General features: G+C 58.7%; 21 protein-coding genes. 8 read left to right on the top strand and 13 right to left on the bottom strand.

Annotation, left to right across the window (positions count from 1 at the left end):
• Positions 1 to 34: 34 nt before the first annotated feature.
• Complete coding sequence (locus AC2FHW_RS15505; protein ID WP_142638401.1) at positions 35 to 2,218, bottom strand: transglycosylase domain-containing protein; 2,184 nt, start codon at positions 2,216 to 2,218, stop codon at positions 35 to 37.
• A 258-nt stretch (positions 2,219 to 2,476) separates the two neighbouring features.
• Here AC2FHW_RS15505 and AC2FHW_RS15510 point away from each other — a divergent pair, with 258 nt between their 5' ends.
• Positions 2,477 to 2,815 (top strand): P-II family nitrogen regulator, encoded by a 339-nt coding sequence (locus AC2FHW_RS15510; RefSeq protein ID WP_142638403.1) that lies wholly within the window; start codon positions 2,477 to 2,479, stop codon positions 2,813 to 2,815.
• Between the two features lie 33 nt (positions 2,816 to 2,848).
• Positions 2,849 to 4,171 (top strand): ammonium transporter, encoded by a 1,323-nt coding sequence (locus tag AC2FHW_RS15515; RefSeq protein ID WP_142638405.1) that lies wholly within the window; start codon positions 2,849 to 2,851, stop codon positions 4,169 to 4,171.
• Positions 4,172 to 4,235: 64 nt separating this feature from the next.
• Here AC2FHW_RS15515 and AC2FHW_RS15520 read toward each other — a convergent pair whose 3' ends face one another.
• The 4 genes from AC2FHW_RS15520 to AC2FHW_RS15535 form a co-directional block, all read right to left on the bottom strand.
• Positions 4,236 to 5,420 carry an amino acid aminotransferase gene (locus AC2FHW_RS15520; protein WP_142638407.1) on the bottom strand — a complete coding sequence of 395 codons (1,185 nt, stop codon included), beginning with the start codon at positions 5,418 to 5,420 and terminating at the stop codon, positions 4,236 to 4,238.
• A complete protein-coding gene (sseA, locus tag AC2FHW_RS15525) occupies positions 5,420 to 6,274 on the bottom strand; it encodes a 3-mercaptopyruvate sulfurtransferase (protein WP_142638408.1) in 855 nt (284 codons plus the stop codon). The genes AC2FHW_RS15520 and sseA overlap by 1 nt, the downstream gene beginning before the upstream one ends.
• A gap of 80 nt (positions 6,275 to 6,354) precedes the next feature.
• A complete protein-coding gene (locus tag AC2FHW_RS15530) occupies positions 6,355 to 6,624 on the bottom strand; it encodes a CBU_0592 family membrane protein (protein ID WP_142638410.1) in 270 nt (89 codons plus the stop codon).
• Positions 6,625 to 6,626: 2 nt separating this feature from the next.
• Positions 6,627 to 7,184, bottom strand: a complete 558-nt coding sequence (locus AC2FHW_RS15535; protein ID WP_496679558.1) for a helix-turn-helix domain-containing protein — start codon at positions 7,182 to 7,184, stop codon at positions 6,627 to 6,629.
• 107 nt (positions 7,185 to 7,291) lie between these two features.
• On the opposite strand from AC2FHW_RS15535, the gene ilvD reads away from it, so the two are divergent.
• Complete coding sequence (gene ilvD, locus AC2FHW_RS15540; protein WP_271950937.1) at positions 7,292 to 9,124, top strand: dihydroxy-acid dehydratase; 1,833 nt, start codon at positions 7,292 to 7,294, stop codon at positions 9,122 to 9,124.
• 185 nt (positions 9,125 to 9,309) lie between these two features.
• Here ilvD and AC2FHW_RS15545 read toward each other — a convergent pair whose 3' ends face one another.
• Complete coding sequence (locus AC2FHW_RS15545) at positions 9,310 to 10,128, bottom strand: sulfotransferase family protein (protein ID WP_142638414.1); 819 nt, start codon at positions 10,126 to 10,128, stop codon at positions 9,310 to 9,312.
• 142 nt (positions 10,129 to 10,270) lie between these two features.
• Between AC2FHW_RS15545 and AC2FHW_RS15550 the strand changes: the two genes are divergently transcribed.
• The gene (locus AC2FHW_RS15550; RefSeq protein ID WP_496679507.1) at positions 10,271 to 11,848 is read left to right on the top strand and encodes a DUF5928 domain-containing protein; all 1,578 of its coding nucleotides are present in this window, start codon (positions 10,271 to 10,273) and stop codon (positions 11,846 to 11,848) included.
• A 38-nt stretch (positions 11,849 to 11,886) separates the two neighbouring features.
• On the opposite strand, the gene amaB is transcribed toward AC2FHW_RS15550, so the two are convergent.
• From amaB to AC2FHW_RS15585, 7 genes are all read right to left on the bottom strand, one after another.
• The gene (amaB, locus tag AC2FHW_RS15555) at positions 11,887 to 13,383 is read right to left on the bottom strand and encodes an L-piperidine-6-carboxylate dehydrogenase (RefSeq protein ID WP_271950943.1); all 1,497 of its coding nucleotides are present in this window, start codon (positions 13,381 to 13,383) and stop codon (positions 11,887 to 11,889) included.
• 18 nt (positions 13,384 to 13,401) lie between these two features.
• Entirely contained in the window at positions 13,402 to 14,508 is a 1,107-nt protein-coding gene (locus AC2FHW_RS15560) for a saccharopine dehydrogenase family protein (protein ID WP_271950947.1), read from the bottom strand.
• Positions 14,509 to 14,647: 139 nt separating this feature from the next.
• Positions 14,648 to 16,357, bottom strand: a complete 1,710-nt coding sequence (locus tag AC2FHW_RS15565) for an ABC transporter ATP-binding protein (protein WP_271950949.1) — start codon at positions 16,355 to 16,357, stop codon at positions 14,648 to 14,650.
• Between the two features lie 4 nt (positions 16,358 to 16,361).
• Entirely contained in the window at positions 16,362 to 17,312 is a 951-nt protein-coding gene (locus AC2FHW_RS15570) for an ABC transporter permease (protein WP_271950952.1), read from the bottom strand.
• On the bottom strand, positions 17,309 to 18,286 hold the full coding sequence (locus AC2FHW_RS15575; RefSeq protein ID WP_142638424.1) for an ABC transporter permease: 978 nt from the start codon (positions 18,284 to 18,286) through the stop codon (positions 17,309 to 17,311). Before AC2FHW_RS15575 ends, AC2FHW_RS15570 begins: the two co-directional genes overlap by 4 nt.
• Positions 18,287 to 18,382: 96 nt before the next feature.
• A complete protein-coding gene (locus tag AC2FHW_RS15580) occupies positions 18,383 to 19,948 on the bottom strand; it encodes an ABC transporter substrate-binding protein (protein WP_282022207.1) in 1,566 nt (521 codons plus the stop codon).
• Positions 19,949 to 20,052: 104 nt separating this feature from the next.
• Positions 20,053 to 21,633, bottom strand: a complete 1,581-nt coding sequence (locus AC2FHW_RS15585) for an ABC transporter substrate-binding protein (protein WP_185956712.1) — start codon at positions 21,631 to 21,633, stop codon at positions 20,053 to 20,055.
• A 567-nt stretch (positions 21,634 to 22,200) separates the two neighbouring features.
• On the opposite strand from AC2FHW_RS15585, the gene AC2FHW_RS15590 reads away from it, so the two are divergent.
• The 4 genes from AC2FHW_RS15590 to AC2FHW_RS15605 are packed head-to-tail and all read left to right on the top strand — an operon-like array spanning position 22,201 to position 25,424.
• Positions 22,201 to 23,688 (top strand): FAD-binding oxidoreductase, encoded by a 1,488-nt coding sequence (locus AC2FHW_RS15590; protein WP_271950959.1) that lies wholly within the window; start codon positions 22,201 to 22,203, stop codon positions 23,686 to 23,688.
• On the top strand, positions 23,685 to 24,095 hold the full coding sequence (locus AC2FHW_RS15595; RefSeq protein ID WP_271950961.1) for a DUF4383 domain-containing protein: 411 nt from the start codon (positions 23,685 to 23,687) through the stop codon (positions 24,093 to 24,095). The genes AC2FHW_RS15590 and AC2FHW_RS15595 overlap by 4 nt, the downstream gene beginning before the upstream one ends.
• Positions 24,092 to 25,144 (top strand): hypothetical protein, encoded by a 1,053-nt coding sequence (locus AC2FHW_RS15600; protein ID WP_496822182.1) that lies wholly within the window; start codon positions 24,092 to 24,094, stop codon positions 25,142 to 25,144. Before AC2FHW_RS15595 ends, AC2FHW_RS15600 begins: the two co-directional genes overlap by 4 nt.
• The gene (locus AC2FHW_RS15605; protein WP_271950967.1) at positions 25,134 to 25,424 is read left to right on the top strand and encodes a hypothetical protein; all 291 of its coding nucleotides are present in this window, start codon (positions 25,134 to 25,136) and stop codon (positions 25,422 to 25,424) included. Before AC2FHW_RS15600 ends, AC2FHW_RS15605 begins: the two co-directional genes overlap by 11 nt.
• Positions 25,425 to 25,429 lie beyond the last annotated feature (5 nt).

The raw sequence follows: 25,429 nt of genomic DNA on the forward strand, positions 1-25,429 counted from the left end.
GCTGACCCTGCGCGCCGACTTTTCCTTGCCTACATCAGTTGCCAAAGAGGTTGTTCAGCAGGTTGTTGATCGCATTTTCGAACCCATTGCCCTGATTGCGGCGCTGACGCCTCGGTTGCTCTTGCCGGACGGGCGGATCGGGGGCCAGCATTGGCAGCGGTGTGGGCGTCATCCCGTCAGTCACGCGCACCATCGTCTCTTTCCAAATCTCGGCTGGCAACCCGCCGCCAGTCACGCCGGACAGGGGGGTGTTGTCGTCATAACCCATCCAGACTCCGGTCACATAATCAGCCGTGAACCCGATGAACCAGGCATCCCGCGCCGCCTGCGTGGTGCCGGTCTTACCTGCCACCTGCCAGCCGGGTAGTTTCGCGCGCCCGCCCGTGCCTTCGGACACGACACGTTCCATCATCCAGGTCAGTTGCTTGGCAGCCTTACCGTTGATCACCCGCTCACCGATGCCGGTGCTCGTCGCCATCAGAGGGGCGTCGTCGCCCAGCAGCTTCAGCTCGGTCAACCCATAGGGCTCAACTGCAGAACCGCCGTTCAGGATACCGGCATAGGCCCCGGTCATCTCAATCAGCGTGCTTTCCGATGCGCCCAGCGCCAGCGCGGGTCCCTCGGCCAGATTGCTTTCAATGCCAAACTCACTGGCGACGGTACGGACATTTTCCAAACCGGCAACCTCGGCCACTTTCACGGCCGGGATGTTCAACGAGTTCTTGAGGGCATCAGCAAGCGTGACGCGCCCATAATGCTTGTTGGTATAGTTCTTGGGGCACCATTGCCCCGAACCGGCGATATTGATGCAATAGGGCTCGTCCACCACCGTATCCAGAGGCGAATAGCCCAGTTCCAACGCGGTAGCATAGACGAAGGGTTTGAAGGACGACCCTGTTTGCCTCAGCGCCTGTGTGGCCCGGTTGAATGCGCCCGATACGCGGGTCTTGCGCCCGCCGACCATCGCCCGCACGGCACCATCTGCGGACATCACCACAATCGCGGCCTGCGCCTTGGACCCTTCGCGGACCTTTTCCTTGAAGATATATTGCAATGCCTCTTCTGCGGATTTCTGCAGGCGCTGGTCCAGCGTCGTCCGGATCACCACGTCATCGGTGGTGTCCGAGCCGAAAAAGCTGGGCAGTTCCGTGATGACCCAATCGGCAAAATACCCACCGGCGCGTGCAGCCGCAGCCGCAGACAATTGCGCCGGGTTGCTGCGCGCCCCGCTGGCCTGGGCAGTGGTCAGATAGCCCTGCGCCTCCATCAGCCCAATCACCAACTGCGCCCTATCCTGCGAGCGTTGCAGGTTATTTGTCGGCGCATACCGCGTCGGCGCCACCAGCAGACCAGCCAGCATCGCCGCCTGCGAGGGGCTGACCTCGGCGGCAGAAATCCCGAAATAGCGCTGGCTTGCCGCCTCAAAACCCCGCGCACCGGACCCGAGGAAGGCACGGTTCAGATAGATGGTCAGGATTTCATCCTTGGAGTATTTGACCTCCATCGCGATCGCATAGACAGCCTCTTTGCCCTTGCGCCACAGGGATCCCTGACGGCAATCAGCCTCATAGGCGGCCTCAGACTCCCACTCGCTAGGGACATATGGCACGCCCAGGCACAACAGTTTGGCCGTCTGCTGGGTGATGGTCGATCCGCCATGACCAGACAAAGGCCCGCGCCCTTCGCGCAGGTTGATACGCACAGCGCTAGCGACACCCCGAGGACTGACGCCGAAATGGCGGTAGAATCGCTTGTCCTCGGTGGCGACCACTGCATTTTTCAGATACGGAGAAACCGTGTCCGCGGTGATTACCCCGCCGAACTGATCCCCACGCCAGGCAAAGACCTTGCCATCCCGGTCCAACAAGGTGACAGACCCGCGCGCACGCCCGTCCAGCAAGGCGCCGACATCAGGCAAAGAGGTATAGACAACCCCGACAGCCAGCGCCAGCAACAGGGCAGCCACAGCGCCCACGCGCCAACTTACCCCCCAGATCAGGCGCCAGACCCAGCGAAACAACCGGCGAAAAAAGCCACCACCACCGCCGGATTTCCGGCGTGTCTTTCTCCGTGTGCTTTTTCGGGTTGTCGTTTTGCGCGCCGCAGCCTTTTTGCCTGCGGGTTTCGCAGTGCCTTTGGTCGCCGTGGGTTTTCGCCCCTTCGACGCGTATCTTTTGTCCGCCACAAGCGGTGCCTTGCGGCGCCTGGACTCAGTCATGCTCAAACTCTGCCCGGTTATCGTTTTGAGGCACCATACCCTGCTATACCGATGAAGTAGAGGTCTGAATTTCCGGAATGCACCCTCTCTAACGCGCCTATATTTTAATCGATATGCAGAATCTGTGCAAAAATTGTGCACTCACTCACCAATTCCTCCCGAATTTGACCACTGAACCGTTCCTTACACAGCTTCGGCACGCTCTTTTTCTGCAGGTGCAAACACGCCGGACAGACCGGGGAAGCAGAGGGGAACAGCGTGAAACTGATTATTGCAACAATCAAACCGTTCAAGCTCGAGGAGGTGCGCGAGGCACTGACCGACGCGGGCATACGCGGCATGATGGTAACCGAGATCAAGGGCTTCGGCTCGCAATCGGGGCACACGGAAATCTATCGCGGTGCCGAATACGCGGTGAACTTTGTACCCAAGATCAAGCTTGAGATCGTGGTGCCCGCCACGATGGCCGACCAGATCGTAGAAACCATCACCAAATCCGCCAAGACCGGCAAGATCGGCGACGGCAAGATTTTCGTCCTCGACGTTGAGCAGGCCCTGCGCGTGCGGACCGGGGAAACGAACGAAGAGGCGCTTTAAGCGCCCCCACTCAACACTATTCGAGGACTGACAATGAACCTGATGAAATCTCTCATCCCTGCCGCCGCGATAGTCGCGCTGCCGCAGATTGGCCTAGCGCAGGAGGCCGCCACCGGCGAAGCCGCGCTGCACACACAATACATCTTCACCACGCTGCTGTTTCTGATGGCAGGGTTCCTGGTGTTCTTCATGGCCGCCGGCTTTGCCATGCTCGAAGGCGGGCTGGTGCGGTCGAAAAACGTGGCCATGCAGATGATCAAGAACGTGGCGCTGTTTTCCTTTGCCGCGATCATGTACTGGCTGATCGGCTTCAACCTGATGTATCCCGGCGACGGCTGGACCATCGCGGGGTGGGTTGGACCGTTCTTCAAAACCACAGTCCTGGATCCGGTGGGCGTGGGTGCTGACGCCGCGGCATTGGATTATGCTTCGGTTGGTTCGGACTTCTTCTTCCAGCTGGTGTTTGTGGCCGCAACCGCGTCGATCGTATCGGGTGCTGTAGCCGAACGTATCAAGCTGTGGCCCTTCCTGGTTTTCGTGATTGTTCTGACCGGCGTCATGTACCCGATCTCTGGCTCGTGGCAGTGGGGCGGTGGCTGGTTGTCCGAGGCTGGTTTCTCGGATTTTGCTGGCTCGACCATCGTGCATTCGGTTGGCGGCTGGGCGGCTCTGGCAGGTGCCCTGATCCTGGGTCCGCGGATTGGCAAGTACAAAGACGGCAAGGTTCATCCGATGCCCGGTTCGAACCTGGCGCTGGCCACTTTGGGGACATTCATCCTGTGGCTGGGATGGTTCGGCTTCAACGGCGGCTCGCAGCTGGCGATGGGAACCGTGGGTGACGTATCCGACGTGTCGCGCATCTTTGCTAACACCAACATGGCCGCAGCGGCAGGCGCAGTGGCAGCCCTGATCCTGACACAGCTGCTGTACAAAAAGCCTGATCTGACCATGGTGCTGAACGGCGCGCTGGCCGGCCTGGTGTCGATCACTGCAGAACCGCTGGCCCCGACGCTGTTCGGCGCGCTGTGGATCGGTGCCGTAGGCGGTATCATCGTGGTCTTCGCGGTTCCGATGCTGGACAAGTTCAAGATCGACGACGTTGTCGGTGCCATCCCGGTTCACCTGTTCGCCGGGATCTGGGGCACCATCGCCGTGATCTTTTACGGCGAAGCCAGCCTGGGTACGCAGCTGCTGGGTATCCTCGCCTACGGTCTGTTCACCTTTGTCGGCGCTTTGATCCTGTGGTCGATCCTGAAGTCCACCGTCGGCATTCGAGTCAGCGAAGAGGATGAGATCAACGGCCTGGACATGGCGGAACTGGGCATGGAAGCGTACCCGGAGTTCTCCAAGGGCTGATATCCAACCCAATCCAACAAAAAACCCGGGCGGTGTCGCCCGGGTTTCTTTTTTTTCCGCAGATTTAAACTCCGACGTCGATAATCGCTTTGGCCAGAATCGGAACCGTGTTGGCATTCAGCCCGGCAATGTTCAGACGGCTGTCGCCGACCATGTAGATGCCGTGATCAGCGCGCAGTTGTTCCACCAGTTCCGGTGCCGCGCCCAAGCGCGAGAACATGCCGCGATGCTGGGCGACAAAGCCGAACCGGTCGGAGCCGCTGTGGCGTTGCAGCTCATCGGCCAGTTGCTGGCGCAGCCCCAGCATGGACAAGCGGATCTCTTCCAGCTCGGCCTCCCAGTCGGCCCGCAGGACGGGGTCGGTCAGGATCGTGGTGACCACGCGCGCGCCGTGGTCGGGCGGGAATGAATAGTTCTGGCGGTTCAGAAAGGCCAGCGTGCTCTGGTTCAGCGCGGTCTGTCCCGCATCTGCGCTGATTGCCATCAATAGGCCGGTGCGTTCACGGTAGACGCCGAAATTCTTGGAACACGACGCGGCAATCAGGCATTCCTTGACTGAAGACGCAACAAGGCGGGTCGCCTGCGCATCCTCTTCCAGACCGTCGCCAAAACCCTGATAGGCAATGTCGATCATCGCCACGAGGCCAAGCTCGTTGATGATGTTCACCACTTCCTGCCACTGCACCAGGTTCAGGTTGGCCCCGGTCGGGTTGTGGCAGCAGCCGTGTAACAACACCACATCGCCCGACTTGGCGGTATTCAGATCGGCAATCATGCCGTCGAAATCGACGCCACGAGTCTCGCCATCGAAATAGCGGTATGGAACCGCTTCGATCCCCAGGTAATTCAGGATCGACAGATGGTTTGGCCAGGTCGGGTTCGAGACGAACACGCGGGCCGAGGGGTTGGCCATGCGGATCATCTCAAATGCCTGACGGCAGGCACCGGTTCCGCCGGGCGTCGCCACGGCAGCGATGTTGCCGCGTGGAACCGAGGTGCCCAGGATCAGGCCAATCATCGCATCAGCATAGGCCGGATCGCCCGCCAGACCGGTATAGGCCTTGCTTTCCTGCTCTTCCAGAATGCGCTTTTCGGCCGCTTTCACCGCACGCATCACCGGGGTCACCCCTTCGGCATTCTTGTAGACGCCAACACCCAAATCGATCTTCTGATCGCGCGGGTCTTCGCGGTACATCTGCATCAGCGCTAGAATCTTGTCGGCAGGTTGCGGCTTGAGATGTTCAAACATCAGGTCTCTCCGGTTGCGACGGGCAGGGTCGGGAAGGCACCCCATTCAGCCCAGGAGCCGTCATAAAGCGAGTGGTCTTTCTTGCCCATGCGCTCGAGCGCAAGGCTGAGAATCGCGGCAGTCACACCCGACCCGCATGAGGTAATCGCCGGTTTCGACAGGTCGACGCCAGCGGCCTCGAAAATGGCGCGGCATTCCTCGGGCGATTTCATCGTGTGATTCTTGTTCAGCAAGGTGCCGAAGGGGACGTTTCGTGATCCGGGGATACGACCAGACCGCAGCCCTTCGCGCGGCTCGGGATCGGTACCTGCGAAGCGGCCGGCTGCGCGTGCGTCGATGATCTCGTGATCCCCCAGCTTGGCGGCGGCAGATACCTGCGTGACATCACGCACAAGATGGTTCTGAACCCGCACGGTCATGTGGCGGTCGCGGATAACAGGCGGCAGGTCTTCAACCTCTCGCCCCTCGGCCAGCCATTTCGGCAAGCCACCGTCCAGCACGGCAATGTTGTCCTGCCCCATCAGGCGGAACATCCACCAGACCCGCGCAGCCGAGGACAGCCCCGAGCCGTCATAGACCACCACCTGATGGCCATCCCCCACGCCCATCGCCCGCAGGCGCGACATGAATTTCTCGACCGGAGGCACCATATGCGGCAGGTCCGACCGAAGATCGGCAATATCATCAATGTCAAAGAATCTCGCGCCGGGGATATGGGTCGCGTCATATTCCGCTTTGGCGTCGCGTCCGTGTTGCGGCAGATACCATGATCCGTCCAGGACCCGCAGGTCCGGATCCTTGAGATGGGCCGCAAGCCATTCGGTTGAAACGAGGGTTTTGGGATCGTCCTGCATCAATGCCTCCCCTATGCGCGCTTGGTCTGTCCCTATACGCGCGCGCATGTCTGTTCAAGGCTGGATGGCGGCCTGTACCGCTAACGGGCCCGCCTGAGGCGGAAAAACTGAGCGATCCCGATCAGACTGATCAAAATCCAGAAGGATTCGATCAGCATCGAGGCCAAATTGAAGTTCTCAAACAGCGAATAGACGATCAGAATCGACCCCAACAGGTTTACCACTGGAAAGGCCAGGTCGTCGGAATTCATCATCCGCATCTGCGTGGCGAAATACGCAGCGACCACGATCATCGCCCCGATTGAGCCGATTCCATCCGCGATGGTCAAAGTGTCAAGAAACGCAGTCATGATCAGCCCTTGCCGTTTTCAGGAAACTCGCTGTGTTGCCCATAATGGTGCATGTTCAAAAACGCTGTCCCCTGCGCGCCCGCACGATAGCCATGCGGCAGATCGGCGGCAAAACGCAGCCCCTGTCCAGCGTTTAGCGGCACCCAGGCCTCACCACGCAGAATTTCAAGCGTACCGGAAAGGACAAAGACCTCTTCGGTCACGCCCGCCGCATGCGCGGGCGACTCGTGGCATTGGTTTGGGGTCAGACTGACGTGAAAGGTTTCGGCCCCTAGCGCGGAATCAAACGGAAAGACGATCTTGACCTCGATGCTGCCCGGAAAAGTCACGGTCTGAAAAACAGAGGGGTCCCCATTCGCGGTTTCAATCAGCGCGCTCAGCGGCAGTTGGAACCCCTTGGCGATCTTCCACAAAGTGGCGATGGTTGGGCTGGATTCGCCACGCTCGATCTGCCCCAGCATAGCTTTGCTGACGCCTGTCATCTCGGCGACTTTGGACAGGCTCAGCCCGGATGCCGCCCGCATGTCCCGTAATTTCAGCGTGATCTCGTCCGGTGCCATGATGCCGTCTTTCGAATCCTCTTGTGCGTTATAGCGCACATGTGGTACGTGCGCTATAACGCACAAACCCCAAGACATGCAACCCGAGGCAAAAGGGAAACAGCATCATGCCATTGTACCGATCCAGAACCTCAACCCATGGCCGCAACATGGCCGGTGCCCGCGGCCTGTGGCGCGCGACTGGCATGGGCGACGACGATTTCGGCAAGCCGATCATCGCCATCGTCAACTCGTTCACCCAGTTCGTACCGGGCCACGTGCACCTGAAGGATCTGGGCCAGATGGTCGCCCGCGAGGTCGAGGCGGCGGGTGGTGTTGCCAAGGAATTCAACACCATCGCGGTGGATGACGGTATCGCCATGGGACATGACGGGATGCTGTATTCGCTGCCCTCGCGTGAGGTAATCGCGGATTCAGTTGAATATATGGTCAACGCGCACTGTGCTGACGCGATGGTCTGCATCTCGAACTGTGACAAGATCACGCCCGGCATGCTGATGGCCGCGATGCGCCTGAACATCCCCGCCATTTTCGTCTCGGGTGGGCCAATGGAGGCGGGCAAGATCGACATCGCCGATCTGGACGCCAAAAAGATCGACCTCGTGGACGCTATGGTGGCCGCGGCCGACGACAAGTTCACCGATGAACAGGTTCAGCATATCGAGGAAAACGCCTGCCCGACTTGCGGGTCGTGCTCGGGCATGTTCACCGCCAACTCGATGAACTGTCTGGCCGAGGCGCTGGGTCTGGCGCTGCCGGGCAACGGCTCGACTCTGGCCACACACGCGGACCGCAAAGAGCTGTTCCTTGAAGCCGGTCGCCGGATCGTCGAGATCACCAAACGGCACTATGATCTGGACGAGAAAGGCTTCCTCCCGCGCGAAATCGCCACGTTCGAGGCGTTCGAAAACGCAATGAGCCTGGATATCGCCATGGGCGGATCGACCAACACGGTGCTGCATCTGCTGGCCATCGCGCATGAGGGCGAGGTGGATTTCACCATGACCGACATGGACCGTCTCAGCCGTCAGGTGCCCTGCCTGTGTAAGGTCGCACCCAATACCGAGAATGTGCATATGGAAGACGTCCACCGCGCCGGCGGCATCTTTTCGATCCTGGGTGAGCTCAGCCGCGCAGGCCTGCTGCACGAGGATTGCAGCACGGTCCATTCCGGCACGATGGGTGAGGCGATTGCCAATTGGGACATCAAGGTGGCCAACAACCCCAAGGCGCAAGACTTGTTCAAGGCCGCGCCGGGCGGTGTGCGCACCACGCAGGCGTTCAGCCAGTCGAACCGCTACAAAGAGCTGGACACAGACCGCGAAGGCGGTGTGATCCGGTCGAAAGAGCACGCCTTCAGCCAGGATGGCGGTCTGGCGGTTCTGTTCGGCAATATTGCCCGCGACGGCTGTATCGTGAAAACAGCCGGTGTCGATCCGGCCAGCCTGACCTTCACCGGGTCGGCCTATGTCTGCGAAAGCCAGGATCAGGCGGTGAATGACATTCTGACCAGCAAGGTCAAAGAGGGCGACGTGGTGGTCATCCGCTATGAAGGCCCGCGCGGCGGTCCGGGGATGCAGGAAATGCTGTACCCGACGTCTTACCTGAAATCCAAAGGTCTGGGAAAAGCCTGTGCTTTGCTGACGGATGGACGGTTCTCGGGTGGAACCTCCGGCCTGTCGATCGGCCATGTCTCACCCGAGGCGGCCGAAGGTGGCGAGATCGGACTGGTGCGCCAGGGTGACCGGATTGAGATCGACATCCCCAACCGCTCGATCCATCTGGCAGTCTCAGATGAAGTGCTTGCCGAACGACGCCAGGAGCAGGATGCAAAAGGCTGGATACCGGCAGCGCCCCGCAAGCGCAAAGTCTCAACCGCGCTCAAAGCCTATGCCAAACTGACAACCAGCGCGGCAAAAGGGGCCGTGCGGGAGGTCTAAGACATAAGGGCCGGACACCAAATCAAGTGATCCGGCCCAATCAATTCCCAAAGCGCTCCCGCGCCTTCTGGCGCTATCGGCTTCGGTCTTGGGCCTGGCGCGGCGCATAGCGCGGCGCCAGGCCCAACCAGAGGAGATGTTTCGCAAGTTACATTGTCGATGGGCGGGAGAAGGTGATTTCCAGCTCAATCCCCAAGCTTGGCGTGGACTTCATCCAGATCGATCTCGGCGATCGGCATCTTGTTGGCCGGATCTTCAAAATCGTATTTGAACAGATCGAAATCCTGTTTGTATATCTCGTAGACAAGATGCATCGACAGGTCGTCGAAATAGTCCTCGACAGGATGCTTTCGTTTGGGTCCGTGGCCTTCGGATTCGTTGAACCGCGGGATTTCGGACAGGGCCACCTTGTGTGGCGTGTCCAAGTTGCTCAGAACACCTTGCATCCCATCGTTGAACTTCTCGGTCCAGAAGATGCGATCATATCGTCCGCCATTTGCAATAAAGGTCGATACATGGCCAGACATGGCGGACCAGTGGATATCCGGATCCATGGGCCGGCGCCACCTGATCGTGTCACGAGCAAATAACAGGAATCTGCGGAAACTGGCGACCTGGTCGAAATCACCCTGACCGTCCTCTCCGCCAACCTCGATGCCGTAATTGTAGATCAGCGTCGGCACCAGATTGCCGCGATACCGTTTGCCGTTGCGCTGAATTCCACAGATCTTGTCAAAAAACGAACTGAGAATTCGCGTGTACGGGTTCCGCACGCAGGTGAAAGAAAAGGAGTTATGATTTCGGACATTTGTCGAAATCGGCTCCTGGCTGGGACCGAACGCCCACTTGTGCATCCCGTCCTTGGCATCGTGGATATCGCCGTCAAAAAAACGGCCATGATCCGAAAAATACATGATTTGCCCGATGGTTGAGCATGCACATTTCGGGACAACACGGTAAACCATGCTCTCGCTCTCGGTCATCCATGTACCGGGAAAACCCATTTGCTGCGCCTCCTCAACAGGTCGTAACTCACTATTCGCGCCTGCTTTTGTATCTACAGAACCAAAAATAATCTGTTTATTCAATCGCTCATCCTCAGTATCACAGAGGGAACCGGGCAGAAACGGATAACAAAGAACTGAAATGGCAAAAATTGCCTACATTTTGTTGTGCCACAAGGACCCTGACGCAATCATTGCGCAGGCCGAGCAGCTAACCGCTGCTGGCGATTGCATGGCCATACATTTTGACGCCCGCGCAAGTCGCGAGGCCTATGCACGCATTCAGGGCGCTCTTCAGGCCAATTCGAATGTCACTTTTGCAACCAAACGCATCAAATGCGGTTGGGGCGAGTGGTCTTTGGTACAGGCCACATTGAACGCAGTGCAAGCCGCCCTCAAAGCCTTTCCCCGCGCGACGCATTTCTACATGCTGTCAGGGGATTGCATGGCGATCAAAACAGCGGAATACGCGCATCAGTTCCTGAACGACAACGACAGGGATTTTGTCGAAAGCCACGACTTTTTTGCCAGTAACTGGATCAAGACCGGCATGAAAGAAGACCGGCTGATCTATCGCCATTTCTTCAATGAACGCACCCAGAGCAGACGATTCTATACATCCTATGACGTACAGAAAAAACTTGGTCTGACCCGCGAGGTTCCGGCTGACATCCAGGTCATGATCGGCAGTCAGTGGTGGTGTCTGCGCCGTCATACTGTTGAAATGATCTTTGAATTCCTGGCCCAGCGCCCGGACGTAATCCGCTTTTTCTCGACCACCTGGATACCGGATGAGACTTTCTTTCAAACGCTTGTCCGCCACCTTGTTCCCCGTGAAGAGATCGACAACCGAACGCTCACATTCCTGATGTTCTCGGACTACGGAATGCCCGTGACATTTTATAACGACCATTACGACATGCTGTTAGGGCAGGATTTTCTGTTCGCCCGCAAAATCAGCCCCGAGGCACATGAGCTGAAGGACCGGTTAGGCCAGCTCTATTCTGCGGATGGGGTGGATTTTCACATCTCGGATGAAGGTCGCAATCTCCATAGTTTCTTAACCGCAAGAGGGCGCGTCGGACGCCGCCACAAGCAAAGGTTCTGGGAGGCCGGAAATACGCTGGGACCGGACCGCGATGTTTTCCTGATCGTGTGTAAGAAATGGCATGTGGCCAAGCGTCTGGTCGATCAGATTAAGTCCGAAACCGATATCCCTTGTGTCGAGTATCTGTTCAACGAACAGGATACGGCTCTGCCCGATCTTGGCGGCATCGAAACGACCTTGCTCAAACGGTCCCGCCACCGGCGTGCTCTTGTGCGGATGCTGTTTGAAAGTTTCGAAACCAACCGGCTGGTTCTGTGCATCGATCCCTCAGATATCGAAATCATTCAGGACTTCTGTGCAGATCAGGTCAAAACCCATGTGCTTGAAGTCGAGTGTGAATATTCCGACGATTACCTGATCGGCCACGCCCGCCGTGTGGGGTTGGCCGGTCAGGACAGCCCGACCGAAACCGTGGCACGGCTTGTCCCAACTTTGCACAACGCGATGGAATACGAATCCGAGTTGATCCGGGGCACCGCGCTGGATCGACATGCACGCCTGCGGGAAACCAGCGACCGGACAGAAAACGAAGACGCCATTGTCCGGTTTCTGAATGTTTCACAGGAACAGGCGCAGGCCATCATGCGATTGGATTATCTGTTTGCAGATTGATGAGCCGGCGGCACCATCAGGTACCGCCGACAGCACGATCAGATGTCGAACTTGACGCCTTGCGCCAGCGGCAGCTCGGCTGAGTAGTTCACGGTGTTGGTCTGACGGCGCATATAGGCCTTCCACGCATCCGAGCCGCTTTCACGCCCGCCACCGGTTTCCTTCTCGCCACCAAATGCGCCACCGATCTCGGCCCCCGATGGCCCGATATTGACATTGGCAATGCCACAATCCGATCCCGCTGCGGTCAGGAATTGCTCGGCCTCGCGCATGTTCAGAGTGAATACGCAAGACGACAGACCTTGCGGTACGTCATTTTGCAATTCGATGGCTTCGTCGAACGCGTCGTACCCCATGACATAGAGGATCGGCGCAAAGGTTTCGGTCTTTACGGTTGCTGTCTGGCCAGGCATCTCGACAATCGCGGGCTGCATATAGACACCGGCGGGGACGTTTTCGGTCACGCGGTCGCCACCAAAGACTGCGCCGCCTTCGGCCTTTGCAGCGTCCAGCGCAGCGGTCATGGCCGCGCCCGAGGCTTCGTCCACCAGAGGACCGATCAATGTGCCTTCGGTCAGCGGATTGCCGATTGGCAGACCGGCATAGGCTTTTTTCAACCGGCTCACCAGCTCCTCGCGGATCGAGTTGTGAACGATCAGTCGGCGCAGCGTGGTGCAGCGTTGACCGGCTGTGCCGACAGCAGAAAAGACAATCGCACGCACGGCCATTTCCAGATCGGCCGAAGGGCCCACAATCATCGCGTTATTGCCGCCAAGCTCGAGAATACATTTCCCGAACCGCTGCGCCACGATGGGGGCTACTGCACGGCCCATCCGTGTGGACCCGGTCGCCGAAATGACCGGCACGTCCTCGCTGGCCACCAGCGCCTCGCCCAGCGCGGCACCTCCGATCAGGGTCTGCAGCAGGTGGTCGGGCGCATTGCCAAATCGGGCCAGTGCACGTTCAAAGATCTTCTGGCAGGCCATCGCGGTCAACGGCGTCTTTTCAGACGGCTTCCAGATCACCGGATCACCGCAGACCAGCGCCAGCGCGGCATTCCACGACCAGACCGCCACCGGAAAGTTGAAGGCCGAGATCACGCCCACCGGTCCTGCCGGGTGCCACGTTTCCATCATCCGGTGGCCCGGGCGCTCAGATGCGATGGTCAAACCATAAAGCTGGCGCGACAGGCCGACGGCGAAATCGCAGATGTCGATCATCTCCTGCACTTCACCCAGACCTTCCGAGGTGATCTTACCAGCTTCCCAGCTGACCAGCGCACCCAAATCGTCTTTGGCGGCGCGCAATTCCTCGCCCAGCAGGCGGATCAGCTCGCCCCGGCGTGGGGCCGGAACCGTGCGCCACGCCTTGAATGCCGTCTTGGCATTGGCAAACACCGTGCCCATCCCTGACGCAGGCGTTTCATGTACCTCGGCCAGAATGCCGCCATCAATGGGCGAGCGTACAGCCAGCGTGCCGCCCATCAGTTCAGCGGCTGTCAGGTCCAGATTTGCAAGGGTTGTTTGGGCTGTCATAGCGATGTCTTTCATATCTCAGGCCGCCTTGTTCTGTTTGGTTATGTCCCCGGTGCGGTAAAGCTGACCGAATTCGGTGTTCAGGAAATCAGATAGGTTCACCTGCTCTTGCCGCACGAACCCTTTGCCGGGCAAAGCACCCGTTCGCATCAGATCAACCACACCCAGAACACCGGCAGCAGTGGTGACCTGAATGGCGCTCCAGACCTGACCATTGAGGGTACGGGCATAAGATTTGTTGATCAGGGATTTCTCGCGCAGAGCCCCATCGATCATGCCTTTTGCGGTGCAATAAACCAGAACCACATCCTGATCGGTCCGCGGCAGCGCGGTCTCGAAGATTTCCTTCATCAGGTCGCGACGACGTTCCAATCCAAGATCATTCAGCAGCAAACGCAGAATGTCACGGTGTCCCGGGTAGCGGATCGATCGGTACGACACGTCCCGCGCCTTTCCGTCCAGGGTTTCTGGCAACGTGCCCAACCCGCCCGAGGTATTGAAGCATTCATATTCCACCCCGTCATGACCCAAACGCTCGTAATCCTCGAGCGGAGCGGTCTTGACCCGTTCGCCATTCACGATGGCATCGCACGGATTGCAATATTCGTTGATCAGCCCATCGGTGGACCAGGTCAGATTGTACTTCAATGCGTTGGTGGGATAGAGCGGCAACGCCCCGACCCGCATATGCAGGCTGTCCAGCGTATCGAACTCCGCAGCCAAGGCCGCGCCGGCGATGCCGACAAAACCCGGTGCCAACCCGCATTGCGGCATAAAGGCCGTTTCGCTGTCGGCGGCCAACTCGCGCACCGCGTTGGTGGCGGCAACATCTTCGGTCAGGTCAAAATAATGCGCGCCGGCCGATTTGGCGGCTTTGGCAATCCGTGGGGTCAGGAAAAACGGAGCCGCCGAGATAACCGCATCGAAACCGTTCAGACCCTCAGCCAGCTGCGTTTCATCGCTGACATCAATCTGGCGGGTCGAAACTCCTTGCCGATTCAGCACGGACAAAGCCGCCAGATCGCGGTCGGCAACTGTGACCGAATAGTTGGATGAAGATTGCAGCAAAGTCGCGATCATCTGACCGATCTTGCCTGCTCCGATGACACAGATATTCCAGCTCAAAACGCGCCTCCTCTTTCGTTTCAGAAAGTATGAAGGCACAGTTGTTCAATCTGCAGAGGCAATCTTGACGAAAACGTCAAAACTATCGCCATATTGACGGACCTTCCGTCATACCGCCAATACTGGAATCGTCACTGACTCAGGATTCGGCGTCCAACCCCTCGGTCGACAGGTCATCAAGCCTGGGCATCAGGCGCAACAATTCGCGGGCATAATCCGTCTGGGGGTTGGCGAACAAGTTATTGGTTTCCTGCAACTCGACAATTTGGCCCTGTTTCATCACTGCCACTCGGTCGCACATCTGACGTACCACCGGCAGGTCATGACTGATGAACAGCAGGGTCAGGCCCAGATGTTCCTGCAGGTCCTTCAAGATGTTCAGAATCTGCGCCTGAATGGACACGTCCAGCGCACTGGTTGGCTCGTCACAAATCAGGAATCGCGGTTGCGTGGCCAGCGCACGTGCAATCGAGATACGTTGCCGCTGTCCGCCCGAGAATTCATGCGGGTATTTCTGCCCGGCCTCATGGCCGAGTCCCACCTGATCCAACAACTCATCGACGCGGCGTTTGATATCTGCACCTTCCATCAACCTGTGATGGCGGATCGGCTCGGCCACGATCTCATCCACCCGCATACGGGGATTGAGCGAGGAATACGGGTCCTGAAAGATCATCTGGATGTTCTTGCGATAGGCATCCAGCGCGGTCCGATTGGTCAGATCGCTGACCACCTGCCCGTCGAATGTAATCGTGCCGCCATCCACAGGGTACAACCCTGCAATCATCCGTGCGACAGTCGACTTGCCCGAGCCGGATTCACCCACAACGCCAAACACCTCACCTGCGCGGATGTCGAAACTTACCTCGTCAACGGCGGTGAAATAGGTGCGGTCCCAGGGCAGCAGGCCTTTGCGCTGCAGGAACTTCTTGGTCAGGTTGCGGATCTCGAACACCGGTTTGCTGGTGTCATTATCCACCTTGGGCCAGTGGCGGGCCATGTCTTCGATGGCAAAGCGTGTCTCGCGTCCACCATAGCTGATCTGGGGAAAGCGATGCAGTTTCAGGGTCGGGCGCGGCACGGCAGCGATCAGCGATTTGGTGTATTCATGGGTGGGCTGCCCCATCACCTGCGCGGTCGGGCCGGTTTCGACAACCTTGCCCGCATACATCACTGTCACCTTGTCCGTCGTGTCCGCGATCACACCCATGTCGTGGGTGATCAGGATGACGCCCACCTGACGTTCCCGCGCCAGTTCTTTGATCAGGTCCAGAATCTGCGCCTGAACCGAGACGTCCAGCGCCGTGGTCGGCTCATCCGCGATGATCACATCCGGTTCGGTACACAAGGCAAGTGCGATGACCACACGCTGCCGCATCCCGCCCGAGAACTGGTGCGGATACTGGTCCAACCGCGTGTCCGGATCAGGAATGCCAACCCGGTCAATCAGGTCGCGCGCGCGTTGGTTCGCCTCGGCATCCGTGCCGCCCAGATGGGCCTGAATGGTCTCGGTCAGTTGTTCGCGCACGGTGAATAACGGGTTCAGCGAGGTCAGCGGGTCCTGAAAGATCATCGAGATCTTTTTGCCGCGCAACCCCCGCATCGCCTCGGCATCCAGACCACTGATCTGGTCACCGCTCAGCTGGATCGTGCCGCTGGCAATACGGCCGGGGCGATCCAACAATCCCATGATGGCCGCGCCAATGGTGGATTTACCGGCCCCGGATTCGCCAACCAAGCCGTGGATTTCTCCGGGTTCAACCGACAGGTCCACATGGTCCACGGCTGTGAACAATTTGCGGCGGGTGGGGAATTCGACCGTCAGGTCATTGATCGTCAGAAGGCTCATGAAATCACCGCAGCTTGGGGTTCAGTGCATCGCGCAGCCAGTCGCCCAGCAGGTTCACAGACAGGGCCAGCGCCAACAGGGTGCAGGCCGGGAAGAACAAGATCCACCACTCACCCGAGAACAGGAAGCCCTGCCCGATACGGATCAGCGTGCCCAATGACGGCTGGGTTGGTGGTGCCCCTACGCCGAGGAAGCTCAGCGTTGCTTCGGCAATGATCGCCAGCGCCAGTGAGATCGTGGCGATGACCAGAACCGGGCTGAGTACATTGGGCAGGATGTGGCGGAACATAATCGGGAAAGAACCGCGCCCGATCAGGCGGGCGGCCTGCACATATTCCTTGTTCTTTTCCACCAACGCAGCACCGCGGACGACCCGGGCAAACTGCACCCAGTCGGACAGGGCAATGGCGATGATCAGTACATAGATCGCCATCTCGTCACGATATTCGGGTGGGGTCACGCCTTTGGCGATGCCAAAGATCAGCATGGCGACCAGAATGGCCGGAAAGGTCAGCTGCACATCTGCGACCCGCATGATCAGCGTCTCGACCCAGCCGCCGAAATAGGCCGCGACCAGCCCCAGAACAACTCCGATGATCAGCGCCAGCAGCACCGCCGCAGCGCCGACAAACAGGGATATGCGCATCCCATAGAGGATGGTCGAGAACACATCGCGCCCCTGATCGTCGGTGCCCAGCAGGAACGTGTCCTGCGTAAAGGCATTCGGCGTGCCCGGCGGTGTAAATCCGTTCATCAGGTTCAGCGTTGCCGGATCAAACGGGTTATGCGGCGCAATCAGCGGGGCCAGTATTGCCGCCAGCACCAGCAGGACCACAACAAATGAGGCAACCATCGCCACGGGTGAATGCCGGAAGGACCATGCGAAATCGCTGTCCCAGAACTGGGCCAGTCGTGATTTGGGCACTTGTCTCGAAGTTTCAGAAGTATCGGTCATGTGGCCCTCGCGTCGACACGCAGGCGCGGGTCAATGGCATAGTACAAAAGATCGACGATCAGATTGATCGACACGAACATGACCGAGATCAGCATCAGATAGGCGGCCATGACAGGGATATCGACAAACTGGATCGCATTTATGAACAGCAGGCCCACACCGGGCCACTGAAACACCGTCTCGGTGATGATGGCAAAGGCGATGATCGAGCCCAGCTGCAACCCGGTGATGGTGATCACCGGCACCAGCGTATTTTTCAGCGCGTGGCGAAAATTGATCACCCGGTCCGACAGCCCACGCGCACGTGCAAAACGGACATAGTCGGCACGCAGGACCTCAAGCATTTCCGACCGCACCAGCCGCATGATCAGCGTCATCTGATACAGGCCCAGCGTGATCGCCGGCAGGATCAGCGCCTTGAGCCCCGAGGTTGTCAGGAACCCCGTGGACCAGCCGCCAATCATAACGGTCTCGCCCCTCCCAAAGCTGGGTAAAAGATCCAATTCAACCGAGAATATATAGATCAGCAATATCCCGATTAGGAAGGTTGGCAGGGAAACCCCGATCAACGACACGGTCATGATGATATTCGCCGCCACCCCCTGTCGTCGAATCGCTGTGAAAACGCCCAGCGCGATGCCAAGGGTGATGGCCAGAAAGCCCGACACAAAGGCCAGTTCCAATGTCGCGGGCGCGCGTTCGGCTATGATGGTCGAAACCGGTCGGCCTTGCCGGTAGGACACGCCAAAATTGCCCTGCACCGCGCCTTGCAGGAACTTGAAATATTGCACCGGAAACGGCTGATCCAGACCAAGATCGGACCGCAGCCGGTCGATATCGGCCTGCGTACGTTCCTGCCCCAGCATGTTGTCGATCGGATCACCGACAAAGCGGAACATCGAAAAGGCAACCAGACCCACGATCAGCAGCACGATCACGGATTGGAACATCCTTTGGACAATATAAGCGAACATTCGTTTTCCTCGTTGATCGGACTGTCTATGCAGGCCCGGGCGGGGTGGTCAAGATACCGCTAACGCAAGCTAGCGTTTTCTGGCCCCGCCCCGGTTTCAGTTCACCGTTACCCAGCGCAGCAGAAAGAAGTTGTCCGGGCGCTGCGTCAGTTCGACATTGCTGCGTGTGCCCCAGACCAGAGGTTGCACATACATCGGCAAATAGACCTGTTCGTCCTGAATGATCTGCGTGACCTCATCCAGCATCGCCTGCCGTTTGCCCGCATCCAACTCGGACTGGATCATCGGCAGCAGCTCATCCACCCGCGCGTTCGAAAATCCGCCGAAATTCCAGCTGCCCAGCTTTTTCTCTTCGTTTGGGGTAGCCACAAGGAAGCGCACGGGGTGTTCGGCATCAAATGTACCGGGGCTCCAGCCCAGCAGGTACATATCGTATTTGCCTTCCCTGAGTTCCGGCCAGTAGTTACGGACCGGCATGGCATCCAGTTCCGCAGTGATCCCGATCTGGGCCAGCATGCTGACAACCGCCTGGCAAACGGCCTCATCATTCAGATAGCGGTCATTGGGGCATTTCAGCCCGAACGAGAAGCCATCCGCATAGCCCGCCTCGGCCAGCAGCGTCTTGGCGGCATCGACATCAAAGGCGGGGCGGTCTGCGTTTGCCGCCGAATAGCCGCTCATCGCCGGGCTAACCAGTTGCGAGGCCGCTTCGGCATTGCCCCGCATGATAGTCGCCAGAATGGCATCCACATTCACCGCCTGCGCTACCGCCTTGCGGACGCGCGCGTCGCGGAATGGGTTCGGTTTGCCCGCATCGTCGGTGTATTTAAGCACCTCGGCCTGATGATCGAACCCCAACATGATGACCCGTGCCTCGATCCCCTGAATGACGTCGACATCCCCGTTTTCCTTCAGGCGCGCCACATCCTGAATCGGCACCGGGTTGATCATGTCCACATCGCCTGACAACAAGGCTGCAACCGCTGTCGCCGGGTTTTGGATCGGCGTGAACTCAGCACTTGTGATGTTGTGGTCGGCCTGATCCCACCAGCCGTCAAAGGGCTCAAGAACAGTGCGCAGGCCGGGCTCTCGTGCCGCAAGTTTGAAAGCGCCTGTGCCGTTGGCGTTCAGGGTGGCGTAATTCCCGACCTCTTTGTCGGGCACCGCTGCGTCATTGGCCTCGGCCCAGCCCTGATCCATGATCATCCAGTTGGCGATTGAGGATGGGAATAACGGGTTCGGCGCAGTCGTCATGAAATCGACCGTATAGTCGTCGACCACGATCACCTCGCTGATGGGCGCGAACCAGCTGCGGGTATCCGCTGCCTCGCCCGAGGCGCGCTGATAGCTGAACAGAACGTCCTGCGCATCAAAGCTGCTACCGTCATGGAAGGTCACGCCCTCACGCAGGTTAAAGCGCCAACCTTCGCCGTCGCCAATCGTCTCCCAGCTGACGGCCAGCGCGGGTTGAACGCTCATGTCCTTGTCACGGCGTACAAGGCCTTCGTAGACATTGTTCAGAAACCCCAGAACAGGGGCCGAGTTGACCGCGTGCGGGTCCATCGTCTGCGGGTCCGTGGTCGAGGCCCATTTGAATTCGGCAGCCTGAACGCTGGTGGTGGCCAGCAAGGCCAAAGCAATGGCACTGTTCCTGAGGGTCATGGCGAAATCTCCCTTTTTTGCCCCGCGATGCGGTGTTGCGCTTAACAATAGCGCAAAAGGCAGGGCGCGAAACCGCGCCCTGCCAAATCACTGATCTGAATGGCTTAGTTCAGAGTGAAATATTTGACCTTAGGCTGATCTTCGGCATCCACTTCGATGCCCACACCGTCGGCCATACCCCAGTTCAGAACCTGGTGATGAATGGGGATGTAAAGCGCTTCGTCCTGCACCACCCGCCAGATGTCGGCGATGTCGGCATTCCGAGCGTCAAGATCGGTATTCGAGGCAAGCGACTTGATCTTCCCGTCCAGCGCATCGTCCTGATAACCGGTGCCGTTCCACGTGCCGATGTCATCTTCGCGTCCATGAACAAGGAAGTTGAAGATGTATTCCGAGTCATATGTCGGCACACCCCAACCCAGCATGTAGAAATCTGTCTTGCCATCGGTGATCAGCGGGAAATGCTGCGCCTTGGGCTTGGCGTCCAGATTCACGGTCACGCCGATCTGGCCCAGCATCCCAACAGCCGCCTGACAGATAGCTTCATCGTTGATGTACCGATCATTCGGGCAGTCCAGCCGAAGCGAGAAGCCATCGCCATAACCTGCCTCTGCCATCAGTTCCTTGGCCTTGGCCAGATCGGTGGAGGATTCGCCGTCCATGTCAGAGGTCCAGCCATTCACGAAGGGCGGTGCGATCATGCCTGCAGGCTGCGACTGGCCGCGCATCACGACCTGCTTGATCGCATCACGGTTAATCGCCATCGACATCGCTTGACGCACGCGCACATCGGCCAGAGGGTTCTTGCCGTCCACGTTATCCGCCTCGATGTCATCGGCACCCTGGTTCATACCAAAGAAGATCACCCGGTTCTGCGGGGCTTGCTTGACCATCAGACCGTCGACACCATTGACGCGTTCAATGTCCTGCACCGGCATATCCTGGAGGAAGTTCACCTCACCCGACAGCATCGCCGCAACGCGGGTCGCAGCGTTCTGGATCGGGGTATAGATGATCTCGGTCACTTCCATCGGGAACTGGTCGATGCCCCAATAGTTGTCGTTGCGCACCATCACCGTCTTGATGTCAGGCTCGCGGCTTTGAAGAACATAGGGACCCGTTCCGTTGGCATTGGTGGTGGCATAGGTGATTTCGCCACCTTCGAAATCCTGAACATTGACGGTGTCATTCGACTCGGCCCAGCCCTTGTCCAGAATGAACAGGTTTGTCAGGTTCGACGGCAGGATCGGGTTCGGACCATCTGTGACAATCTCGACGGTGAAATCGTCAACTGCACGCACTTCGACGATCGAGCCGATCAGCTCTTTCATGTCGGAATTAGGTTGCTTGGCACGGGTAAAGCTGAACACCACATCTTCGGCGTTGAAGTCCGCACCGTCATGGAATTTCACGCCTTCGCGCAGCTTGAAGACCCAAACATTCGGGTCATCGGCCTTGGGGCCCCACTCGGTCGCCAGCGCGGGCTCGAATGCACCGGTCACGTCGCGGATGATCAGAGGCTCGTAAATCTGGTGTCGCACGGTGTGCGTCGGACCTTCATTCTGCGAATGCGGATCCAGCGTCAGCGCATCACCGGCCCGCGCCCAGCGCAGCGTTTCCGCCGAAGCGCCCGCCGCCATCAGCGCCGTCGCACTTGCAGCGATCATCAGGTTTCTTAGAATCATTTGTAACTCCCCTTTTTGTTAACATCGTCCTTTGGACGACAGACCATTTTTACGGCCTTGGTGGTCCTGATCATCCAGATCATCGTTACAGTTGCAACACCTGATTGAGCATAAAAACGGCAGTTTGGCGGATGCCCCGACGCAAATCTGCCGTGCGCGCATGAACTTACGTAGCGGAAAGCTTACGCCAAGCTGTGGCCGCTGACTGTCTTACAAGTACGGATTTCCGCAGTTTTCAAAACATGCCTTCCGGTTGAACATTCCGGGAATGAAGTCAAGTTTCGAGCCACTTGCGGTCAAAAAACTGGTCCTTGGACCTTGCCCGAATCTGCTGAACATGGCGCATCGCCATGCTGAAGGTACCCGTCGGCCTGATCCGGGGCAACTATGACACCTTTGCGCCGGTACAGCAGGCCATGGACTTGCACATTCTTTGACCCGATGCCCAAATGGACACCTTGGCAGGGGTCAGGCACATACCGCGGATTGAGGCCCGCAGGCATTTCAAACTGCGCTTAAAAGCATTCTCGATCAGATGTCCCAGTTAACTTCGGGAGAAATCGAAAGATGAAAACATTTACCAGAAGGGCGGCCTTGTTTGCCGGCGGAGGGTTGGCAGGGTGGGCAGCGTCGCGGTGGCTGGGACCGGACCTTCCTGTCTATGAAGGCACAAGAAGGACATTTGCGGAAACCGGCGACAAAGTTATGAATGACGCCAGCGGACTGTCACCGACACCGATCCACAAACATCTGGTGCTCAGCGATGACCCCGGAGACACGCTGATCGCCGCCATCCGGCAAGAGCTTTCGGAGGCCAAGTCAGAAGGACGCCCGGTCAACATTGGGGCCGCGCGGCATTCCATGGGTGGGCAAGCCATTCCCCGCAACGGCACAGCGATTACCTTTAACAATGGATCGGTTCAGATCGACGGTTCAGCCGGGACCTATCTGACCCATGCCGGAGCCCGCTGGTCGCAGGTCATCGCAGCGCTTGATCCCGCAGGCTGGTCCCCCAAAGTCATGCAGTCAAATAATGATTTCGGTGTCGCCGCCACTTATTCGGTCAATGCACATGGCTGGCCGGTTCCCTTTGGCCCGATGGGGGCGACGGTCCGGTCGTTGCGCATGATCCTGCCCTCGGGTGAGTTGGTGACCTGTTCGCCCACCGAGAACACCGAGCTGTTCAATCTGGCGATGGGCGGGTACGGGTTGATAGGCGTGATCGTGGACCTTGAGGTCGAGATGGTTCCAAATTCACGCCTGACGCCGGGATTCGACATTCTGGAAGCAGGAGCGTTTGCCTCGGCCTTTCGTGCGGCGATTGACGACCCGGCGGTCACAATGGCCTATGGCCGCCTGAATGTTGAACGCGATGCTTTTTTCGAGAAATCGCTATTGGTGACATATCGCGAAGGCTCGGACCAGTCGGACCTGCCACCAGCGTCCGGGTCGGGGTGGATGTCGCATGCGGCCAGCCGTCTGTACCGGGCTCAACTGGGCAGCGAGCCCTTCAAATCCTTCCGTTGGTGGAATGAAACACGGCTGGGCCCAGCGCTGGGTTCGCGTGAGGCGACGCGGAACACTTTGATCAACGAACCGGTTGTGACTCTGGACGACCGCAACCCGGACCGGACCGACATCCTGCACGAGTATTTCGTAGGGTTCGATGCGTTCGACGATTTCTTATCAGTGTGTCGCGCGGTAATTCCGGCCTCGTATCAAGAGTTTCTGAACGTAACGCTGCGCTATGTCGCACAGGACGATCAGGCGGTTCTGTCTTATGCAAGCCAGCCCCGGATCGCCGCTGTCATGTCGTTCAGCCAGGAGCTGACCGAACGCGGCGAAGCCGACATGGCGCGGATGACCCGGGCGCTGATCGACGGGATCGTGGCGATTGGCGGAACCTATTACCTGCCGTACAGGCCACATGCGACACTGGATCAACTGACTGCAGCCTACCCCAATGCGGAAGGGTTTGCGCAGGCAAAACGAGAGCTTGATCCGCAACTGGTTCTGCGGAACAACCTTTGGGACAGCTATCTGGGGCGTCTATGAGCAACCTTCAAAAACTCTGTCTGGTTTACTTTGTCGCGCTGATGATTGCGGCATCGCTGAACTATGTTCCTGGCCTGACGGATCAGGATGGTCTGGCCTTTGGCATTTTCGCACTGGATATCTATGACGATGCGCTGCACGTGGCCTCGGCCCTTTGGGCGCTGATCGCCGGGCTGTTGTCACACCGCGCGGCTCGCAGCTTTCTGATCCTGTTCGGGCTGGCTTATCTGGGGGACGGTGTGTTCGGGTTTTTCACCGGTTATGGCTATCTTGATCTGGGTATCTTTACAAACCCATCGGCCGGGTCGGAATTGTCCCTGCCTCGCCTGTTTGCCAACCTGCCACATCTGGCGCTTGGCGGCGTTGCCGCCTGGGCCGGGCTGCGGGACCGGAGACACACCGCATGAGGTTCTTGCTGCGGTGGACCAAACGGCTGATTCTGGTGTTGATCCTCGCCGGGATCGCGCTGGCTGCTCCGATCCTCTATGTGGAAACAAGCTGCCGTGGTACGGGTCAGCCCCCGGCTTATACCGCCCTGATCGACCCGGCACATCACCGGGCCGAAACCCGCACGCTGATGACTTATCCCGAGTGGCACATTGTCCACGCCTATGAGGATTACGCCGAGGTTCTGCGCACCGGCGATCCCCATGATTACGGGTTCTGGAGCAGTATCACCGGGTTTTGGGGGTCGCTCTGCGATCTGAATCGGACCGCCTCCGCTCTCGGTCAGGTTGATGGGGCCACCAAACAGATGGTCTATGTGATCGGTGCCAGCTTTTCCGCTGAACTGGCGCTGAAGGCCGCCTATGAGGAAACCCTCGGTCGGCTGGCCACTGTCTTGCGGGGCTCGCAACGGGCGCCGCTGGATGATGTGTCGGCACAGCAGGCCGCCGCCTATGCCGCGTTCCTGCAACAGGTTCCCTGGTATAAATGGCCCTTCGCCGACGACGCCCAGAGCCTAAGCGACCAAAACAGCGGCACCCTGCGCGACAGCGAGAGAGCGATTGCGCTGGGTTTGGAATACGGTGCCAAACAGGCCTATGCGGGCGTGATCGAACAGGCAGTTGCGCAGGTCGGCGCTGATGAGTTGACGCTGCGGATGATCATCACCGGTGCCAGTGCAGACAGCCTGTCTGCCTATCCCGGCGTGAAGTTTGTCTCTGAAGGCCCGAACGGGTTTGAGGTCGAAACGCCACGCTACCGCACCCTGACCAACCTACTGGCGGAAATGGCCAGCGCGGGGGTCGAGATTGTCGAGATCGCTGGCAATGACGACATTCTGTTCACCGCCCTGTCGGACCAACCAACTGCGCCGGATGCAATCTTCAGCGCCCAACGACAAGGGTTCGGGGACTATCGTCATCTGATACTGGTCAAGGTTCCGGACCTCTCTCAGCGTCTGCGCCAGATCCAGGGGGACAACCTGACGCTTGAGCATATCCATGACTATTAGATCGCTCCTGACAGCCATCCCGCTTATGGTGCTTGGCTGGCTGTCGGTTCTTGTCGTCGTCGCATTGATAACGGATGAGGCCCCGGCCTATGTCGTGGTCTTTCCTTCACAGGGGTTAATGCAGAACCTGGCCGATGATGCAGCGGTCATCGGGACATCCGGGATCAGCGTGACGGTCACATCTGAGAGCAGCGGGTTTGCCCAATCGCTTTACCGGCAAGGGGCGCGGCTGGTCCTGCCAGCGGGGCTGCCCGGATGCCTTCCGCTTCCGGCGCAGTAACGGAT

This window comes from Ruegeria sp. YTSA108 (assembly GCF_059610185.1).

What these genes read in the sequence shown, in the direction of transcription:
- amaB (WP_271950943.1), bottom strand. Translation starts at nt 13,383, where the DNA reads ATGACAGCCCAAACAACCCTTGCAAATCTGGACCTGACAGCCGCTGAA.
- AC2FHW_RS15585 (WP_185956712.1), bottom strand. Translation starts at nt 21,633, where the DNA reads ATGATTCTAAGAAACCTGATGATCGCTGCAAGTGCGACGGCGCTGATG.
- AC2FHW_RS15605 (WP_271950967.1), top strand. Translation starts at nt 25,134, where the DNA reads ATGACTATTAGATCGCTCCTGACAGCCATCCCGCTTATGGTGCTTGGC.
- AC2FHW_RS15550 (WP_496679507.1), top strand. Translation starts at nt 10,271, where the DNA reads ATGGCAAAAATTGCCTACATTTTGTTGTGCCACAAGGACCCTGACGCA.
- AC2FHW_RS15565 (WP_271950949.1), bottom strand. Translation starts at nt 16,357, where the DNA reads ATGAGCCTTCTGACGATCAATGACCTGACGGTCGAATTCCCCACCCGC.
- AC2FHW_RS15570 (WP_271950952.1), bottom strand. Translation starts at nt 17,312, where the DNA reads ATGACCGATACTTCTGAAACTTCGAGACAAGTGCCCAAATCACGACTG.
- sseA (WP_142638408.1), bottom strand. Translation starts at nt 6,274, where the DNA reads ATGCAGGACGATCCCAAAACCCTCGTTTCAACCGAATGGCTTGCGGCC.
- AC2FHW_RS15595 (WP_271950961.1), top strand. Translation starts at nt 23,685, where the DNA reads ATGAGCAACCTTCAAAAACTCTGTCTGGTTTACTTTGTCGCGCTGATG.
- AC2FHW_RS15590 (WP_271950959.1), top strand. Translation starts at nt 22,201, where the DNA reads ATGAAAACATTTACCAGAAGGGCGGCCTTGTTTGCCGGCGGAGGGTTG.
- AC2FHW_RS15515 (WP_142638405.1), top strand. Translation starts at nt 2,849, where the DNA reads ATGAACCTGATGAAATCTCTCATCCCTGCCGCCGCGATAGTCGCGCTG.
- AC2FHW_RS15580 (WP_282022207.1), bottom strand. Translation starts at nt 19,948, where the DNA reads ATGACCCTCAGGAACAGTGCCATTGCTTTGGCCTTGCTGGCCACCACC.
- AC2FHW_RS15575 (WP_142638424.1), bottom strand. Translation starts at nt 18,286, where the DNA reads ATGTTCGCTTATATTGTCCAAAGGATGTTCCAATCCGTGATCGTGCTG.
- AC2FHW_RS15545 (WP_142638414.1), bottom strand. Translation starts at nt 10,128, where the DNA reads ATGGGTTTTCCCGGTACATGGATGACCGAGAGCGAGAGCATGGTTTAC.
- AC2FHW_RS15530 (WP_142638410.1), bottom strand. Translation starts at nt 6,624, where the DNA reads ATGACTGCGTTTCTTGACACTTTGACCATCGCGGATGGAATCGGCTCA.
- AC2FHW_RS15505 (WP_142638401.1), bottom strand. Translation starts at nt 2,218, where the DNA reads ATGACTGAGTCCAGGCGCCGCAAGGCACCGCTTGTGGCGGACAAAAGA.
- AC2FHW_RS15520 (WP_142638407.1), bottom strand. Translation starts at nt 5,420, where the DNA reads ATGTTTGAACATCTCAAGCCGCAACCTGCCGACAAGATTCTAGCGCTG.
- AC2FHW_RS15535 (WP_496679558.1), bottom strand. Translation starts at nt 7,184, where the DNA reads ATGGCACCGGACGAGATCACGCTGAAATTACGGGACATGCGGGCGGCA.
- AC2FHW_RS15600 (WP_496822182.1), top strand. Translation starts at nt 24,092, where the DNA reads ATGAGGTTCTTGCTGCGGTGGACCAAACGGCTGATTCTGGTGTTGATC.
- ilvD (WP_271950937.1), top strand. Translation starts at nt 7,292, where the DNA reads ATGCCATTGTACCGATCCAGAACCTCAACCCATGGCCGCAACATGGCC.